This window comes from Stenotrophomonas sp. 3diitr2024, from assembly GCF_042136455.1.
In the GTDB taxonomy this organism is placed as follows: Bacteria; Pseudomonadota; Gammaproteobacteria; order Xanthomonadales; family Xanthomonadaceae; genus Stenotrophomonas; species Stenotrophomonas sepilia.
In genome coordinates this window covers 1-16,009 of record NZ_JBHHMJ010000242.1, presented here as the reverse complement: position 1 = coordinate 16,009, position 16,009 = coordinate 1, and the positions used below count along the sequence as shown (strand labels likewise).

Annotated in this window: 13 protein-coding genes; 2 read left to right on the top strand and 11 right to left on the bottom strand. The window is 66.7% G+C overall.

What is annotated here, in order from left to right; all coding sequences use genetic code 11:
- A partial coding sequence (locus ABGA94_RS05635; protein WP_375366626.1) for an MBL fold metallo-hydrolase occupies positions 1-820 on the top strand: 820 nt, incomplete at its 5' end.
- Positions 821-847: 27 nt separating this feature from the next.
- On the opposite strand, the gene ABGA94_RS05630 is transcribed toward ABGA94_RS05635, so the two are convergent.
- Positions 848-1,345, bottom strand: a complete 498-nt coding sequence (locus ABGA94_RS05630) for an AlpA family transcriptional regulator (protein ID WP_005416285.1) — start codon at positions 1,343-1,345, stop codon at positions 848-850.
- Positions 1,346-1,378: 33 nt separating this feature from the next.
- Complete coding sequence (locus tag ABGA94_RS05625) at positions 1,379-1,621, bottom strand: hypothetical protein (RefSeq protein ID WP_080104304.1); 243 nt, start codon at positions 1,619-1,621, stop codon at positions 1,379-1,381.
- Positions 1,622-1,858: 237 nt separating this feature from the next.
- Here ABGA94_RS05625 and ABGA94_RS05620 point away from each other — a divergent pair, with 237 nt between their 5' ends.
- Positions 1,859-4,978, top strand: coding sequence for a discoidin domain-containing protein (locus ABGA94_RS05620; RefSeq protein WP_375366624.1), 3,120 nt, complete (start codon positions 1,859-1,861; stop codon positions 4,976-4,978).
- A gap of 174 nt (positions 4,979-5,152) precedes the next feature.
- Here ABGA94_RS05620 and ABGA94_RS05615 read toward each other — a convergent pair whose 3' ends face one another.
- The 9 genes from ABGA94_RS05615 to ABGA94_RS05575 all read right to left on the bottom strand — a co-directional run bounded on the left by ABGA94_RS05615 (position 5,153) and on the right by ABGA94_RS05575 (position 15,772).
- Positions 5,153-6,130 (bottom strand): ABC transporter substrate-binding protein, encoded by a 978-nt coding sequence (locus tag ABGA94_RS05615; protein WP_069139936.1) that lies wholly within the window; start codon positions 6,128-6,130, stop codon positions 5,153-5,155.
- A gap of 16 nt (positions 6,131-6,146) precedes the next feature.
- Complete coding sequence (locus ABGA94_RS05610; protein WP_375366622.1) at positions 6,147-7,889, bottom strand: amino acid ABC transporter permease/ATP-binding protein; 1,743 nt, start codon at positions 7,887-7,889, stop codon at positions 6,147-6,149.
- Positions 7,886-8,437, bottom strand: a complete 552-nt coding sequence (locus ABGA94_RS05605; protein WP_005416281.1) for a GNAT family N-acetyltransferase — start codon at positions 8,435-8,437, stop codon at positions 7,886-7,888. The genes ABGA94_RS05610 and ABGA94_RS05605 overlap by 4 nt, the downstream gene beginning before the upstream one ends.
- The gene (locus ABGA94_RS05600; RefSeq protein WP_375366620.1) at positions 8,434-9,654 is read right to left on the bottom strand and encodes a M20 aminoacylase family protein; all 1,221 of its coding nucleotides are present in this window, start codon (positions 9,652-9,654) and stop codon (positions 8,434-8,436) included. Before ABGA94_RS05600 ends, ABGA94_RS05605 begins: the two co-directional genes overlap by 4 nt.
- 4 nt (positions 9,655-9,658) lie before the next feature.
- Positions 9,659-11,002 carry an LLM class flavin-dependent oxidoreductase gene (locus ABGA94_RS05595; RefSeq protein ID WP_375366618.1) on the bottom strand — a complete coding sequence of 448 codons (1,344 nt, stop codon included), beginning with the start codon at positions 11,000-11,002 and terminating at the stop codon, positions 9,659-9,661.
- Between the two features lie 19 nt (positions 11,003-11,021).
- Positions 11,022-11,999, bottom strand: a complete 978-nt coding sequence (locus ABGA94_RS05590) for an MsnO8 family LLM class oxidoreductase (RefSeq protein ID WP_375366616.1) — start codon at positions 11,997-11,999, stop codon at positions 11,022-11,024.
- Between the two features lie 14 nt (positions 12,000-12,013).
- Positions 12,014-12,376, bottom strand: coding sequence for a DUF3088 family protein (locus ABGA94_RS05585; protein WP_134970440.1), 363 nt, complete (start codon positions 12,374-12,376; stop codon positions 12,014-12,016).
- Positions 12,377-12,532: 156 nt separating this feature from the next.
- Positions 12,533-13,114, bottom strand: coding sequence for an FMN reductase (gene msuE / locus ABGA94_RS05580; protein WP_053498382.1), 582 nt, complete (start codon positions 13,112-13,114; stop codon positions 12,533-12,535).
- 81 nt (positions 13,115-13,195) lie between these two features.
- Positions 13,196-15,772 carry a TonB-dependent receptor plug domain-containing protein gene (locus ABGA94_RS05575; RefSeq protein ID WP_375366615.1) on the bottom strand — a complete coding sequence of 859 codons (2,577 nt, stop codon included), beginning with the start codon at positions 15,770-15,772 and terminating at the stop codon, positions 13,196-13,198.
- Between the last annotated feature and the right edge of the window lie 237 nt (positions 15,773-16,009).

Here is a 16,009-nt window from a genome sequence, read left to right as displayed (position 1 = left end):
CGCCGCACCGGATCGCAGCCTGTTCCGGCTGGGGCACTCCACGATCCTGCTGAAGCTGCGTGGCCAGTACTGGCTGACCGATCCGGTGTTTTCCGAGCGCGCCTCGCCGGTGCAGTGGATGGGGCCCGCACGCTTCCATGCACCGCCGATCAGCATCGACGCGCTGCCGCCGATCGCCGGTGTGATCCTCTCGCACAACCACTATGACCACCTGGACCATGCCGCGGTCATGCAGCTGGCCGGCAAGACCGCGCGCTTCATTGCACCGCTCGGCGTCGGCGACCAGCTGATCGCGTGGGGGGTGGATGCGCGCAAGGTCGAGCAGCTGGACTGGTGGCAATCCACCGAAGCCAACGGCCTGCGCCTGACCGCGACCCCGGGCCAGCACTTCTCCGGCCGCGGGCTGGGTGACAGCGACCGCAGCCTGTGGGCTTCATGGGTGATCCAGGACGGTGACTTCCGCATTTTCTTCAGCGGCGACACCGGCTACTTCGACGGCTTCAAGGCCATCGGCGAGAAATACGGTCCGTTCGACCTGACCATGATCGAGACCGGCGCCTATGATCCGCGCTGGGCATTCGTGCACATGCAGCCGGAACAGACCCTGCAGGCGCACCTGGACCTGCGCGGCAAGTGGCTGCTGCCGATCCACAACGGCACCTTCGACCTGGCCCTGCACGCATGGCAGCAGCCATTCGAACGCATCACCGCGCTGGCCGCTGCAAACAATGTTGCAGTGGCTACGCCAATGATGGGCGAAGCACTGGACATGCAGGCGCCGCAGGCAGGTACGCGCTGGTGGGAGACGGTGGAGCTGTAATGCGGTGGTCTCCAATTCTGGCCGCCGCTACGTCTTCGGGTGAAGCCTGCGCCCTTCCCGGGCCAGATTGATCTGTAGCGCAGCGGCGGCGAGCTCGGTCATTTCCGTCGTGACTTTCCCGCTGCCGCGCGCTCGCAGCCAACCGAGAATGTCGACGAGATGCCAGATCGAGGTCGAGCCGTCATGCACGGGGGACGGAAACGACTGCGGGTTGGCCAGCATGAGCTTCCGCATGTTCTGGCGCGACATTCCGAGCAGGTCTGCGACGTCAGTGAGCCCAACCAGATCGGGGCTCACTTCAACCAGTTCGGCACCGGGCACGGCCCGCTGCACATCGTCCAGCGCCGAACGCAGGGCAGCCCCTGCGCTATCTGCTTCGCGGCAGAACGCCAAGGCCAGCCGTCCCGGCAGCCCAAGGCCCACAAGCGCGTCGTCACAGCCGCCTTCGGCCAAGCGCTGCTCGAGGACACCGATTTCAATACCTGTGTCCGGCAAGCGGTACTTCAGGGTGAAGTTGAATTCCATGATTGACCCCTTCGCTTCTGACGAAGCGAGATCTCATTGCTCACGACTGCAGTTCTCGACCACACGCCGCAAGGCCCTTGCATGATGGCTGCCGCTACGCGGTGTGCTCCAGATGCTCACGATGCAGAACTCCCCGCATCGGCAATCGGTGTCGTTGTAAGGGCAATACATCCGGCCCCACGCATGGCCGCCCGCCATACGGAGCCTCCACCCACGATCCTCCGCGAACTGCAACGCCGCTTCGATGTCCTTGTCTGGATGACGCGCTCGAGACATTCCTTGTTCTCCATAGTCTGCACACGGCTCACATTGGTTGTCAAATGACAACCACTTGAAAGGACTTTCGACGTGACCCTAGCCAATCCGCGCTACACGTCCAGAGCCACATCCGTCAGCCCTCCCGTGATGGCAGCGCCAGCGTCCAGCGGCGCTGCACTGCGTCATGTAACCGTTTACATCCCTTGCTAGCGTAGCGCTCGCCCGATTCCGGTCGAACCAGCGAGGCTGTCCGTAATGACGTTGCGCGCCGAACGCTCCAAGGTCTCCACACCGCCTTTCCCGTTGCGCCCTGCCGCTGCCCTGCTGTTGGCCGCCCTGGCCTCCAGCGCACAGGCACAGACCCTCCCCCCGCGCAGCCAATGGCAGGCCAGCAGTTCCTCGCAGCAAGTGCCGGCGATGGCGATCAGCCACCTGATCGACGGCAACCCGAAGACCGTTACCGGCGGCGCGTTCAGTCCGGGCCACTGGTTCCAGATCGACCTGGGCGCGCCCACCCTGCTGGCCGGCGCACGCCTCACCTGGGACGTATCGAACCCGGAAGGCTATTCACTGCAGACCTCAATGGATGGCAGGCAGTGGCAGACCGCGTACACGATGGCCGATTCGCTGGGCGATGTGGAAACGCTGTACTTCGCGCCGCGCCAAGCGCGCTACCTGCGGCTGGCCAGCCCGCAGCGCACTTCCGATTGGGGCGTGTCGATCTTCGAGATGGAGCCCCTGGACAGCACGCTCAGCGCACGCATCAGCGGTATCGATGCAACGCAGGCAGCGGCGCTCTGGCAAGGCGGCGGCACCGTCGCGATGCCGGCCGGGGCAAATGGATCCCATACGTTCGAGATCACGCTGCCGCAGGCCCAATCAACGGCTGGCCTGGTGGTCGACTGGGCCGATGGCGCACGAGGCGCCGCCCGACTACAGGCGCAGGATGCACAGGGCCGTTGGCAGGACCTCGCACACGATGCACAGGCGGCCAGTCACCGGCAAAGCTGGCTGGCCGCCACTGCAGCACAACCATTGCGTGCTTTCCGCCTGAGCGTGGACGGCGCTGCGCCACGGATCGCACGCCTGCGCCTGCTCGGTCCGAAAGCCGTGATGACGCCGATGAAGCAGTATCAGATCGTTGCCAGCGGCGCCCAGCGCGCGTTGTTCCCGGCCTCGCTGCAGATGCAGCAGACCTACTGGACGGCCGTGGGTGTGCATGCAGGACGACAGAAATCGATCTTCGACGAGTACGGCAACCTGGAAGCCTTCAAGGGCGCACCGCTGGTGCAGCCCATCTGGCGCAATGCCGATGGCCAAACCGCCGGCGCCGCCGGGCAGGCCATGCAGCATGCCTTGCGCGACGGCTGGAAGCCGATGCCCTCCGCCACCTGGTCACCGCAACCCGGCCTGCAGCTGCGCAGTGAAGTATTCGCCATCGAGCGCGATGGCCAGCCGGTGACCTTCCTGCGGCATCGCCTGCACAACACCGGCAGCACCCGGATCGATGGCACGCTCAGCCTGGTGGTGCGCCCGATGCAGATGAATCCGCCGTGGCAGAACGGCGGGCTGTCCCCGATCCGCGAGGTGGCCATCGATAGGCAATCCGTGCGCGTCAATGGCCGCACGCTGCTGCAGTCGCTCACGCCGGTGGCTGCGTCGGGTGCGGCGCCATTCGGCAAGGATGGCGCAACGGAGATCACCGCGACCCTCGCTGCCGGCCAGCTGCCTTCCACGCAACAGGTGCGTGATGATCAGGGGCTTGCCTCGGCTGCATTGAACTACCGCGTCTCGTTGGCGCCGGGAACCAGTGATGCCGTCGTGGTCGCGTTCCCGTTGGGCACCGCCGCCGCCGATGCCAATGGCGTGCTGCCCGAAGCGCCTGCGCTGGATCTGGCCACGCTGCCCCACGATGCCGATGCGGCGTTTGATTCACTGGCCACGCAGGCGTCTGCGGACTGGCAGGCACGGCTGGGCCAGGTCGGCCTGCGCCTGCCCGATCCGTCGCTGGTGGACATGCTGCGCGCGCAGGCCGCCTACATGCTGATCAACCAGACCGGTCCAGCCATGCAGCCCGGCCCGCGCAACTACAACCGTTCCTTCATCCGCGACGGCATGGCCACCTCGGCGGTGCTGCTGCGCATGGGGGAAGCCCGCGTGGCGCGCGACTACCTGGCCTGGTACAGCGAGCACGGCGTGCATCCCAACGGCCTGGTCTCACCGATCCTCAACGACGATGGCAGCGTCAACACCGGCTTTGGATCAGACATCGAGTACGACAGTCAGGGCCAGTACGTCGCGCTGGTGGCCGATGTCGCGCGCCTGGACGGCGGCCCCGAGTCTGTGCGTGGCTATCTGCCGAAAGTGAAAGCAGCGCTGCGCTTCCTGCAGGAACTGCGCGAACGCACGCTGGTGCCCGGTTACAAGGCTGACCAGCCTTCGCCGGAACGGTTCGCGGGCATTCTTGCGCCGTCGATCAGCCATGAGGGCTACCCGTCACCCACCCACAGCTATTGGGATGACTATTGGGGCCTGAAGGGCTGGCACGACGGAGCCTGGCTGGCCGAATCGCTGGGCGACCACGAGACCGCAACCTGGGCGCGCGAACAATACAAGCTGCTCTACGACGCACTGCATGCATCGATCCGGGCGACGATGGCGTGGAAGGGCATCGACTTCATTCCCTCCTCGGCCGACCTGGGTGATGGCGATCCCACCGGCGTTTCGATCGCACTGGACCCGACCGGTGCGCAGAGCGTGTTGCCTGCAGATGCGTTGCGGACCACCTTCGCCCGCTATCTGGAGGACGTGCGCAAGCGCAGCCAGCCCGGTGCGCTGTATGCGTACACACCGTACGAGATCCGCAACGTGCTGAGTTACGTACACCTGGGCCAGCCGCACGTCGCCGATGAGCTGCTGCAGGGGCTGCTGCATGACCGGCGCCCGCTTCAGTGGCAGGTGCTGGCCGAGGTCGTGCACTCACGCCTGCGCTTTCCTCGCTACCTGGGCGACATGCCGCATACCTGGATCGGTGCCGAATACGGCCGCACGCTGTTCGGCATGCTGATGCGCGAAGACGATGATGCGTTGTCATTGCTGCCGGGCACGCCCCCCTCGTGGGTGGCGGGCGATGGATTGGCGGTGGAACGCCTGCCCACCGCGTATGGCACGTTGCAGATGCAGGCACGGCAACGCGACGGCACGCTATCGATCACGCTGGGCAAGGGCCTACGCAGTGGGACGGCGGTGAAGGTCTGGTGGCCGGCGCGGACGATGCCGAAGACCGTGCGTGTGGATGGGCGCGACGTTACCGCGTTCGATGCGGAGGGCGTGCGCCTGGCAAGACCATTCAGAACGCTGGAGGCGCGTTGGTAGAGCAGCCGAGCATGGCTCGGCTCTACGGAAAGCAGACTCCACCAGTAGATCCACGCGATGGGTGGATGCTCCTGCAGAGTCGAGCCATGCTCGACTCATCGCGCACCGCGCGAACTGCAGCCGAGCATGGCTCGGCTCTACAGAAGCAGCGGTAGCGCCGGGCCACGCCCGGTGTCATTGCAGCGTCGGCAACCCCGGCGGATTGGTCTGCGATTGCGGCACCGCCTCCTCGGCCAGGTTCCAGCGCGCCAATGCCTGCGCATAGGTGCCGCTGCCGATCTGGGTGTTCAACGCCTGCGTCACCGCATCGGCCAGGCCGCTGCCCTTGCGCGTGGTCACGGAGATCGCCGCAGCGTTCGGCCAGCCACCGGGGAACAGGCCCACGCGCCGCACCTTGCCATCGCGTGCCGAGTAGGCGCCGGTGGCATTGGGCTCGAACGAGACATCGGCGCGGCCAGTGATCACCGCCAAGCGGCCGACCACGGCGTCGTCGAAGTACTGGTACTCCACCGGCTTCAGCCCGGCCGCAATGTTCTGCCGGTCCCACTGCCGCAGGATCTGGTCCTGGTTGGTGCTGGCACCCACCACCACCTTCAGCCCGGCCACATCAGCGGGCTTTTCGATCTTCTGGATGGGCCCGTCGCTGCGCGTGTAGATGCCCAGAAGATCGTAGCGGTAGCTGGAGAAGTCGAACTTCTTCTTGCGCTCTTCGGTCACCGTCACGTTCGACAGCACCGCATCGTACTTGCCCGATTCCAGCCCCAGCGGCCAGTCCGCCCACGCGACCGGCACGATCACCAGCTTCAGGCCCAACGCATCGGCGATCAGCCGCGCGATGTCCGGCTCGATGCCGACCACGTCCTTGCTGTCGGCGCCGTAGTCGGCCAGCGGCAGCTGCCCCGGATGGGTGGCCACGGTAAACGCCCCAGGGGTGACGAACTGATAACCGGCGGGGATCAACGCCTTCGCCTTCGGGTCGAAGGTGCCCTTCAGGACGGCCGTGTTCGCGCCGGCCAGGCTGGTCGCGGCCACGGTGCCTGCATCCGGTGCCTGGCGCACGCGCGAGTAGACGATACCGGCAATGCCGATGACCAGCACCGCCACGATCAACAGGGTGCTGCGCGAGGGACGACGCGATGCTGCACGACTCATGGTGCTCCTTCCGGGGTTACAGGGTCTTGGCCAGGAAATCGGCCGTGCGTTGCTGGCGCGGCTGCTCGAACACGGCGTCGGGCGTGCCCTGCTCGATCACCCGGCCCTGGTCCATCATCACCACGTGGTCGGCCACGCGGCGGGCGAAGCTCAGCTCATGGGTGACGATCACCAGCGTGGTACCGGAACGGGCCAGTTCTTCGATCACGCTCAGCACCTCGGCCACCAGTTCCGGATCCAGCGCCGACGTGGGTTCGTCGAACAGCAGCACCTTCGGCTGCAGCGCCAGCGCGCGGGCAATCGCGATGCGCTGCTGCTGGCCACCGGACAGCTGGCGCGGGAAGGCATCGGCCCTGTCGGCCAGGCCGACCCGCTCCAGCAGCGTGCGCGCCTGTTGTTCGGCCTGCGCACGTGGCACGCCACGCACCGCGATCGGTGCCTCGATGATGTTCTCCAGCGCGGTCAGGTGCGGGAACAGATTGAAGCCCTGGAACACCATGCCCACCTCGGCACGCCGACGGCGGATCTCACGCTCGGGCAGTTCGTACAGTGTGTCACCGTCACGGCGGTAGCCGATCAACTGGCCGCCGACGGTCACGTAGCCGCTGTCGGCACGCTCCAGGTGGTTGATCAGCCGCAGCAGCGTGGACTTGCCGGCGCCCGATGGGCCGATCAGCACCGTCACGCTGCCGGCGCGCAGGTCCAGGTTCACATCCTCCAGCACCGGCTGGTCGCCAAACACCTTGCCTACGCCGTGCAGCGACACCGCCGCGCCCTCGCCGGCATCCACCTGCGCGGCGATGCGCGGGCGGTTGACCACGCGCGGTGTGGCATCACTCTGCACGCGCGGCGATGACACGCGCGATGCCGAGCGCTCGCGCTGCAGTTGGCCGCGCGCGAAGCGCTGCTCCACGCGTCGCTGCAGCAGTGAAAGTACGGTCAGGATCACCAGGTACCAGACCGTGGCCACCATCAGCAGCGGCACCACTTCCAGGTTACGGCGGTAGATCACCTGCACGGTGTAGAACAGCTCCGGCAGCGCCAGCACGTAGACCACCGAAGTGCTCTTGGCCAGGCCGATCACATCGTTGAACGCGGCCGGCAGGATCGAGCGCATCGCCTGCGGCAGGATGATGCGACGGACCTGGCGACCGCGCGGCAGGCCGAGCGCGGCCGCGGCCTCGTACTGGCCGTGGTCGACCGAGAGGATGCCACCGCGGATCACCTCGGCCGAGAACGCGGCCTGGTTCAGGGTCAGGCCCAGCACCGCGGCAGTGAACACACCGATCAGCTGCGTGGTCGGGTACGAGAACAGGTTGATGCCGGTGAACGGCACGCCCAGCTCGATGGTGCTGTACAGGTAGCCCAGATTGTTCAGCAGCAGCAACAGCACCAGCAGCGGGATCGAGCGGAACAGCCACACGTAGCCCCACGACACCGCCGACAGCAGCGGCGAACCGGAGACGCGGGCCAACGCCAGCAAGGTGCCCAGCGCGAAACCGAGGCCAGTACCGAGCGCGGTCAGCAGCAGCGTGCGGCCCAGGCCCTCAAGCACCGGGCGTGCAAAGAACCATTCGGCAAAAGTGCCCCAGCCCCAACGCGGATTGCCAAGTACTGATTGAAGGCCGATCAGGATCAGCGCGAGTGCCAGCACCGTACCAACCCCCTGCAGTGGATGCCGGGCCGGCACGATCTTCAATTCGGGCGCTGGCGCAGGACGCGCAGTGATTCCCTCAAGCGCAGACGACGGTGTACTCATGCATGGGCCCCGTGCAGCACGGCCTGCGACGGCGAAAGCACTGGCGCCGGTTGCCCAAGGTGCTTCTCGAAGGGCAGGTGCGCGACGGTTTCCGGATCTGCATCCAGATCGAACAGCGCGGTGTAGCCATGGCTGAGGTACAGGCCGACAGCTTCGGGCTGGCGGAAGCCGGTGGTCAGGAACACACGCCGATAGCCTTGGCGTGCCGCCTGTTCTTCCAGTTCCTGCAGCACGCGCCGCGCGATGCCCTGGCGTCGCAACCCCGGCAGCGTCCAGATGCGCTTGAATTCGGCGGTGTCTGGATCGCGGTGCGGCATGAAGGCGCCGCCAGAGATCGCCACACCGTCGCGCAGCAACAGTACGAAGGCCCCTACCGGCGCCGCGAAGGCCTGCGCCGGATAGCGCTGCAGCTCCTCGCGGGCGCTGCCACCGATGCGTCGGCGCACGTCGGCGTAACGGCGGTCGTACTCCTGTTCCAGGCCAGCGAACAGCGGCCGCGCCAGCGGGTCATCGACCGAGGTATAGAGGAAGCGTTCGTTGTTGCTCATGCCACGTCCTTCACCAGGTAGTCTTCGGCCAGCCGCGCCCACAGGCTGGCAGCGGGTGCAATGGCGGCGTCGTTGAACACATAGCGCGGGCTGTGCAACGGTGGACTGTCGCCGTTGCCGACGAACACGAAGCTGCCGGGCCGCGCCTGCAGCAGGAAGGCAAAGTCCTCGCTGGCGGTGCGCGGTGCGAAGCCGGGCACCACCTGTTCGGCGCCGAAGCACTGCACCGCCACCTTGCGGACATAGGCCGTCTGTTGCGGGTGGTTGATCACGCTGGGGAAGCCGCGCGGGAATTCAATCTCGGCGCGCGCGCCGAACGCGGCGGCGGTCTGCTCGGCAAGTTCCGTGACCCGGCGTCGCAGCGTGTCGCGCACCTCGGGCAGGTAGGCGCGCACGGTCAGCTTCAGCTCGACCACGTCCGGAATCACATTGGCAGCCTGCCCACCGTGGATTGAGCCGATGGTGACCACGCCCATCTGCCGCGGATCGACATTGCGCGACACCACGCTCTGCAGCGCGGTGACGATGTGCGCAGCCGCCAGGATCGGATCCACGCTGCCCTGCGGCTCGGCACCGTGGCCGCCCTTGCCGATCACCTTCAGCCGCGCCCAGTCCACAGACGCCATCGCCGGGCCATCGACGAAGCCGAAGTGGCCGACTGGTACGCCGGGCCAGTTGTGCAGCCCATAGATCGCATCCACCGGGAAGCGCTCGAACAGGCCGTCGGCAAGCATCTTCGATGCACCCGAACCGGTTTCTTCCGCAGGCTGGAACACCAGCTGCAGGGTGCCGTCGATATTGCCGTGATGGGCCAGATAGTGCGCAGCGGACAGCAGGATCGCGGTATGCCCATCGTGGCCGCAGGCATGCATCAGGCCCTCGGTCTGGCTGGCGTAGGCCAGGCCGGAGTCCTCGCGGATCGGCAGCGCATCGATGTCGGCACGCAGGCCCAGGCGACGGCTTCCCTGCCCGCGCTGCAGCGTGCCGACTACGCCGGTGCCGCCGAGGCCAGTGGTGACCTCATAGCCCCATTGCTGCAGCAGCTCGGCCACGCGGGCGCTGGTGCGATGCTCTTCGAAGGCCAGCTCCGGGTGCCGATGCAGGTCATGGCGGATCGCGATGGCGGCCTCGGCGCGTGCTGCGATTTCGGGCAACACGCCAGTCGCTGGGGAACCCCGCCGGGCCTGGCCCGGTGCTACTGCGGTTTCTCCGCTCATTGCCCTACCCCACCTTCCGCGCCGGCTCGGCGTCGGTCGCATACCGGCTGGCCTTGTACGGCAGGCCCAGATGCTCGCGCAGCGTCTGCCCTTCCAGCGCGCGCTGGTGGTAGCCGCGCGCCTGCAGGATCGGCAGCACCTGGGTCACGAAATCGTCCAGGCCCTCGCGCTGCGCGGCGAAGCCGAGAATGAAGCCATCGCTGGCACCGGCATCGAACCAGCGGATCAGCTCATCGGCCACATGCTCCGGTGTGCCGATGAAGTTCGGCCGTGGGCTCACTGCTTCCAGTGCCACCTGGCGCAGGCTCAGGCCCTTCTCACGCGCATCCTGCTTGATGCGGTCGGTGGTGGAACGGAACGAATTGCTGCCGATGTCACCCAGCTCCGGGAACGGTGCATCCGGGTCGTACTGGCTGAAATCGTGGTGATCGAAGAAGCGCCCCAGGTACGCCAGTGCATCCTCCAGCGTGGCCAGTGCGGCGATCGCCTGGTACTTGGCTTCGGCCTCCTCGGCAGTGCGGCCGACGATGGGGCCGATGCCCGGGAAGATCTTCACGTCATTGCCGCTGCGGCCGTGGGCGATCGCCGAGTTCTTCACCTTCTGGGTGAACGCACGGGTTTCTTCCAGCGACGGCGAATGGGTGAACACCGCATCGGCGTACTTGCCGGCCAGCGCGATGCCATCGTCAGACGAACCGGCCTGGAAGATTACCGGCTGTCCCTGCGGCGAACGCTGGATGTTGAGCGGGCCTTCCACCTGGAAGAAGCGGCCCTTGTGGTCGAGGCGGCGGAATTTCTCCGGTGCGAAGAAGGTGCCGCTGTCGCGCTCACGCACGAAGGCGTCGTCATCCCACGAATCCCACAGCCCCTGCACCACCTCCAGATATTCGTCGGCGATCTGGTAGCGCAGCGCATGCTCCGGGTGCGGCCGGCCATAGTTGCGACCCGAACCTTCCAACGGCGAGGTCACCACGTTCCAGCCGGCGCGGCCGCCGCTGAGCAGATCCAGCGAGGCGAACTGGCGGGCCACGGTGAACGGGTCGCTGTAGGAGGTCGACAGCGTGCCGGCCAGGCCGATCTTCTTCGTTGCCGTGGCCAGTGCCGACAGCAGCGAGATCGGCTCGAAGCGGTTGAGGAAGTGCGGGATCGACTTCTCGTTGATGTACAGGCCGTCGGCCACGAAGCCGAAGGCGATGCCGTTGTCCTCGGCGGTGCGCGCGATGTCGATGTAGAACTGCAGGTTGACGCTGGCATCAGCCGGATTGGACGGATGCTTCCAGGCATGCATGTGGCTGCCGGGGCCCTGCAGCATGATGCCGAACGGAATGTGGCGCGCGGTCGTGCTCATTGGGGATCGCTCCTGCAGGTCAGGCCACCGCCGCGCGCGGCGCGGGCGACAGCAGTTCGAGGGATGTCAGGCGTGCGTCGAGGTCGGCCACCGGCGCGTCGAGGATGAACTCACCCACGCCGAAGCGTCGGTGCAGCGCATCCAGTTCGCCGCGTACCTGTTGCGCATCGCCGGACAGCACGCTTGGCCGTGTTTCCTCGATGCGGAATTCCGCCACACCTACCTGGCGTGCATACTCGGCAGCTGCCTCGGGGCTGGGCAGGTTCACTGTCTGCCCCGGGCCAAGATGCAGCTTGTAGACGCGCAGCGCACCGATATGGCGTGCGGCTGCTTCGGCAGTCGGCGCGGCGAAGGCCACCGTGGCCAGCAACGGCGGTTGCGTGGAGACACCGCGGTAGGCGTCGAACGCGGCCTCGATGTGTTTCGGGTCGCCATCAAAGTGCGCGGCATACACGAAGCGCCAGCCGCGCTCGGCCGCCTGCTGCGCACTCTGCGGGCTGGCACCGAGCAGGAAGCGCTCCGGCGCCTGCTGTGGAATCGGGCGCGCCAGCGCCTCGGTTGCGGCACCGGACAGATAGCCCTCCAGGTCGCGCAGCTGCTGGTCGAAATCGGCGAATGCCGGGCGTCCCGCCGCCAGCGCGGCGGTCGATGCTGGCAGGCCACCGGGCGCCTTGCCCACGCCCAGATCCACGCGCCCCGGTGCCAACGCCGCCAGCAGGTTGAAGCTCTCGGCCACCTTGTACGGCGCATAGTGGCGCAGCATCACCCCGCCACTGCCGATGCGGATGCGACGGGTCTGCGCCAGCACCCAGGCGGCCAGCACTTCCGGCGCCGGGCTGGCAAGCGCCGGCGCGGCATGATGCTCGGCAAACCAGTACCGGTGATAGCCCAGCTGCTCGGCACGCTGCGCCAACTGCAGGCTGTTGCGCAGCGCCTGCTCTGGCGAGGCACCTTCGGCCACCGGGCTCTTGTCCAAGACGCTGATCTGATAGCTCAAGGTCGTGTCCTCGCTCAGGGGTGGGCCACGGGAATGCCAAGCAATCCGTTCAGCGCGGCCAGGATCGGCTCGGCACCGGAGATGTACTGGCGGTCCTGATGCGCGCCACTGGCCAGCTCGCTGCGCACGCCCTGCGGCAGCACCAGCTTGGGCAACGACTGGTCCTGCTCGCCGATCTCGGCGATCACCTCGCGGCGTGGCCGCGCGAAGCCAATGCGACGTACGTCCAGCTGCGCGTCCAGGCCGTCGATGCTCGACAGCGCCCCTTCCAGCAACAGGCTTTGCCGGCAGAAGAAGCGCTGGCCGGGAATCTGGCCATCCTCGAACTCGCGGTCGAGCAGGAACAGGATGGGTTTGCTTGCTGCGTCCAACGCCACGGGAGTGTCCTCATCAGGGCCGGCAATGCGATGCCGCTTCGATTTCGATGCTAGGGATGCCGGTGCTTGCGGTGGCGGTGCCAGGCGACAATCGGCGGTCAGATCCGGCCACGCAGATGCGCCTTGGCCATATGCAAAGCGCCGCCGGTTATGGCATCAGGCGATGCGTCGCAGCGGCGCCGCTACCGCCAGCGCCTGCGTAGCCAGATGCCCGGCCGCCCGCTCGGTCGCCAGCGCGATGCGGGCCTGCAACGCTGCACTGTTGAGGTGCTCGCCATCAAAGTCGGCCGGGGTGGCATACACCCCGATCGGCAGCGTGTGCGCCTGCAGGAAACTGAACAACGGCCGCAGCTGATGGTCGATCACCAGTGCATGGCGCTCGCTGCCACCGGTCGCCGCCAGCAGCACCGGTGTATCCACCAGCGCCTCCAGCCCGATGAAGTCGACCAGGTGCTTGAACAGCCCCGGATACGAACCGCGATGCACCGGCGCGGCCACCACCAGCAGTTCGGCGGTCTCGATGGCCTGCAGCGCCTGTTCCACCGCCGGCTCCACTTCATCGCGCGACAGCGACTGCCCCACTGAGCGCGCGATCGGCGCCAGCTCCACCAGCTCCACGCTGGCGTGCACCCGCTGCTGCAACGACGCCAACAGGTGCCGCACCAGCAGCAACGTACGTGACGTCGCCGAGCTGGTCGGTGACCCCACCACTGCAACCACCCTCAATGCAGAAGACATGAACTGCTCCTCGATGATGCCGAACCCCGTCCGGCCGCCTTTCGCGTTCTGTAGAGCCGAGCCATGCTCGGCTGCTCCACCTCAGAACCGGTAATTGATCCGCCCGTACCAGAACGTCCCGATCCGGCTCAGCACATCGCCCGAATCCCACGTCGTCTCGATGCTGGCCACATCGGTAGCACTGCGCGCGTACTCCGGCACCTTGCGCGTGCGCTTGTCGAACACGTTGTTGACGCCCAGCGCCGCGCTCCAGCCCGCACCCAGCTCCACCGCACCTGAAAGGTTGGTCACCAGCACCGGCGGCTGCCTGTATTCCACGCCGTTGTTCAGGCGCTTGATCGGGCCGTAGTAGGTGAAGTCGACATTCGAGCGCCAGCGCCCGTTCTGCCAGCCCAAGCCCGCCACCTGGGTGTAGCTGGGCGTGCGGAAGCGCAGTGCGTACTCGCTGGATTTGGTCAGCAGGTTGATATTGGGCAGCCCCTGCAGCGCCGCCGGAATATCACTGACCTTCCGGATCGTGGTGCGGCCGACGTTGGCCGCATAGCTCCAGCGCAGCTTGCCCCACGCCGTTTCCTGGTTCGCTTCCAGGGTCAGCTCGACACCGCGTGTGCGGGTATTGCCCACGTTGGTGAAGTAGCTGGCATAGAACGCATCACCCGGCAGGATGCTGATGCCGGCCGAACCCAGCAGCGCATCGATGGTGTTCTTCTGCGCCGCAGTCAGCACCGTGCCGCTGTTGTCGGTGATGCGCGCTGGATCCTGCGCGTTGTAGCCGATCTGGCTGGACTGCCCGAGCTGGCCACGGATATCGATCTGGTACGCATCCACGGCCAGGTGGAAGGCCGGGCTCGGATCCCAGGTCACGCCGAGGCTGTAGTTGGTGGCCTTCTCAGGCTTCAGCGGTGTGGCACCCAGTGCGACCGCCGCCGGCGAAGACACCTGCGCCACCAGCGTGGTACCGCACGGGCAGCTGCCGGTGGCCTGGTAGAACTGCGCGCCCAGGCTGGGCGCATGGAAGCCGTTGCTGACCGTAGCGCGCACACCCAGCGCATCGGTGAAATCGAAGCGGGTGGTCAGGCGGCCGGTCGAGACACTGCCGAAGTCGGAATGGTCCTCCCAGCGCGCGGCCGCATCCAGATACCAGCGTGAGGTGATGTTGGCGGCCGCACCCACGTACACCGCCTTGCTGTTGCGGGTGGCCTTCACCGCGTCCGCAGTGGAATAGCCGACGAACGCTGCAGCACCAAAGCCGGTGTACGACTCCCACTGCCCCGCCCCGCGCTCGTACTGTTCATGCTGGTACTCGGCACCTGCGCTCACTTCCAGCGGCGAAGCGAATGCCGCCACCTCGAAGCCACGGCGCAGGTCGAGGTTGGCGATGCCCTGCTGGTAATCAAGCTTGCCATCATAGAAATCAGTGGGCGAACCGGGGTACGGCAGCGAGTAGTTCACCGAGTTGCGGGTATAGGTGCGTACCGTGCTGCGATTGCCGGTCAGGCTGGCGTCGTAATCCCAGCCCGCGATCTGGCCTTTCACACCTGCGGTGCCGGTGTACTGCTTCTCCTTGGTTTCCAGCACCGGCAGGAAGCCATCGGGAAACACGCTCAGCACACCCGGCGCCTTGTAGGTGGTGAAGATGGTCGCCGGCAGACGGAAGTTCTGGATCGCCTGCGCGGTGCGGTCACTGGCCGTAGCGTTAGCGTAGAACTGCGCGCTTTCGCCCAGGCCATGGCCCACGTTCACCGCGAAGGCCTTCAGCGCATACGACGGCGAGCTGAGGATGGTGTTGGCCTCGGCATCGCGGTCGGCCTCGGCCGGGTTCGGCGATGCACCGGCCGGCAGCCGGTTGTTCGGACGCAGTGCGACCAGGTTGCCGTTGGCATCCACCGCCGGATAGCTCAGATAGCCATCGATGTAGCGGCGGGTACGGATCGCGTGGTGCTGCCGCGTGGTTTCGCCCGACAGGTTGACGAAGCCATCGGCGCCCCACGGCAGGCCCACGTTGGCACGCACGCTGGTGCGCGAGCCATCGCCATCAATGCTCTGCCCGCTTTCCACGGAAAGCTCGCCACCGTGCGCCTGCGATTTCAGGATCACGTTGACCACGCCGGTGATCGCGTCCGAGCCATAGATGGCCGACGCGCCATCGCGCAGCACTTCCACGTGGTCGATCGCCGAGACTGGAATCAACGCCAGGTCTGCCCAGGCATGGCCGGGGAAACCGCCGCCGTTGGCCCCGCTCACATAGGCACTGGCATTGCGGCGCTTGCCGTTCACCAGCACCAGCGTGTAGCCCGGCGAGAGATTACGCAGCTGGTAGCCACGGATCAGGCTCTCCTGGTCACTCTGGTAGCCGCCAATCTGGCTGAGCGAGGGCAGCGCACGCTGCAGCGCTTCGAGCAGGTTGGCCTGGCCGGTGGCGGTGAGGTCTTCCGCAGAGATCACATCGATCGGCGTGGAGCTGTTCTTCACCGTGCGCGTACTGGTGCGCGAACCGGTCACCACCACCGCGTCCAGCGTGGACGCTGCCACGTTGGCCGTCGCGGCGGTGGCAGCAGGATCTGCATCGGCGTCAGCCGCATGGCCAGGCGTTGCAGCCAGAACGCTGGCGATCAGGACGGCGAGAGTGTTCAGCACAGGGGCGTGGGCGGCAGGCATGGGGACTCGTGGGAGTGGGCCGGAAACACGCTTCCATTCAAGGGCCTGTTCACCTGGTGCGACAGGCGGGATCACGTCACCCAACCGTCATATCCGGCCACCCACATGACCGCTGGTAATGACGTTAGGCGGCATTGCCGGTGCACTGCTGTCTGTAGAGCCGAGCCCACGCTCGGCTGCTCTACGCGACGGCGTCAGATGCATCCCCCCTGCCGGTATTGAGCCGAGCGTGGGCTC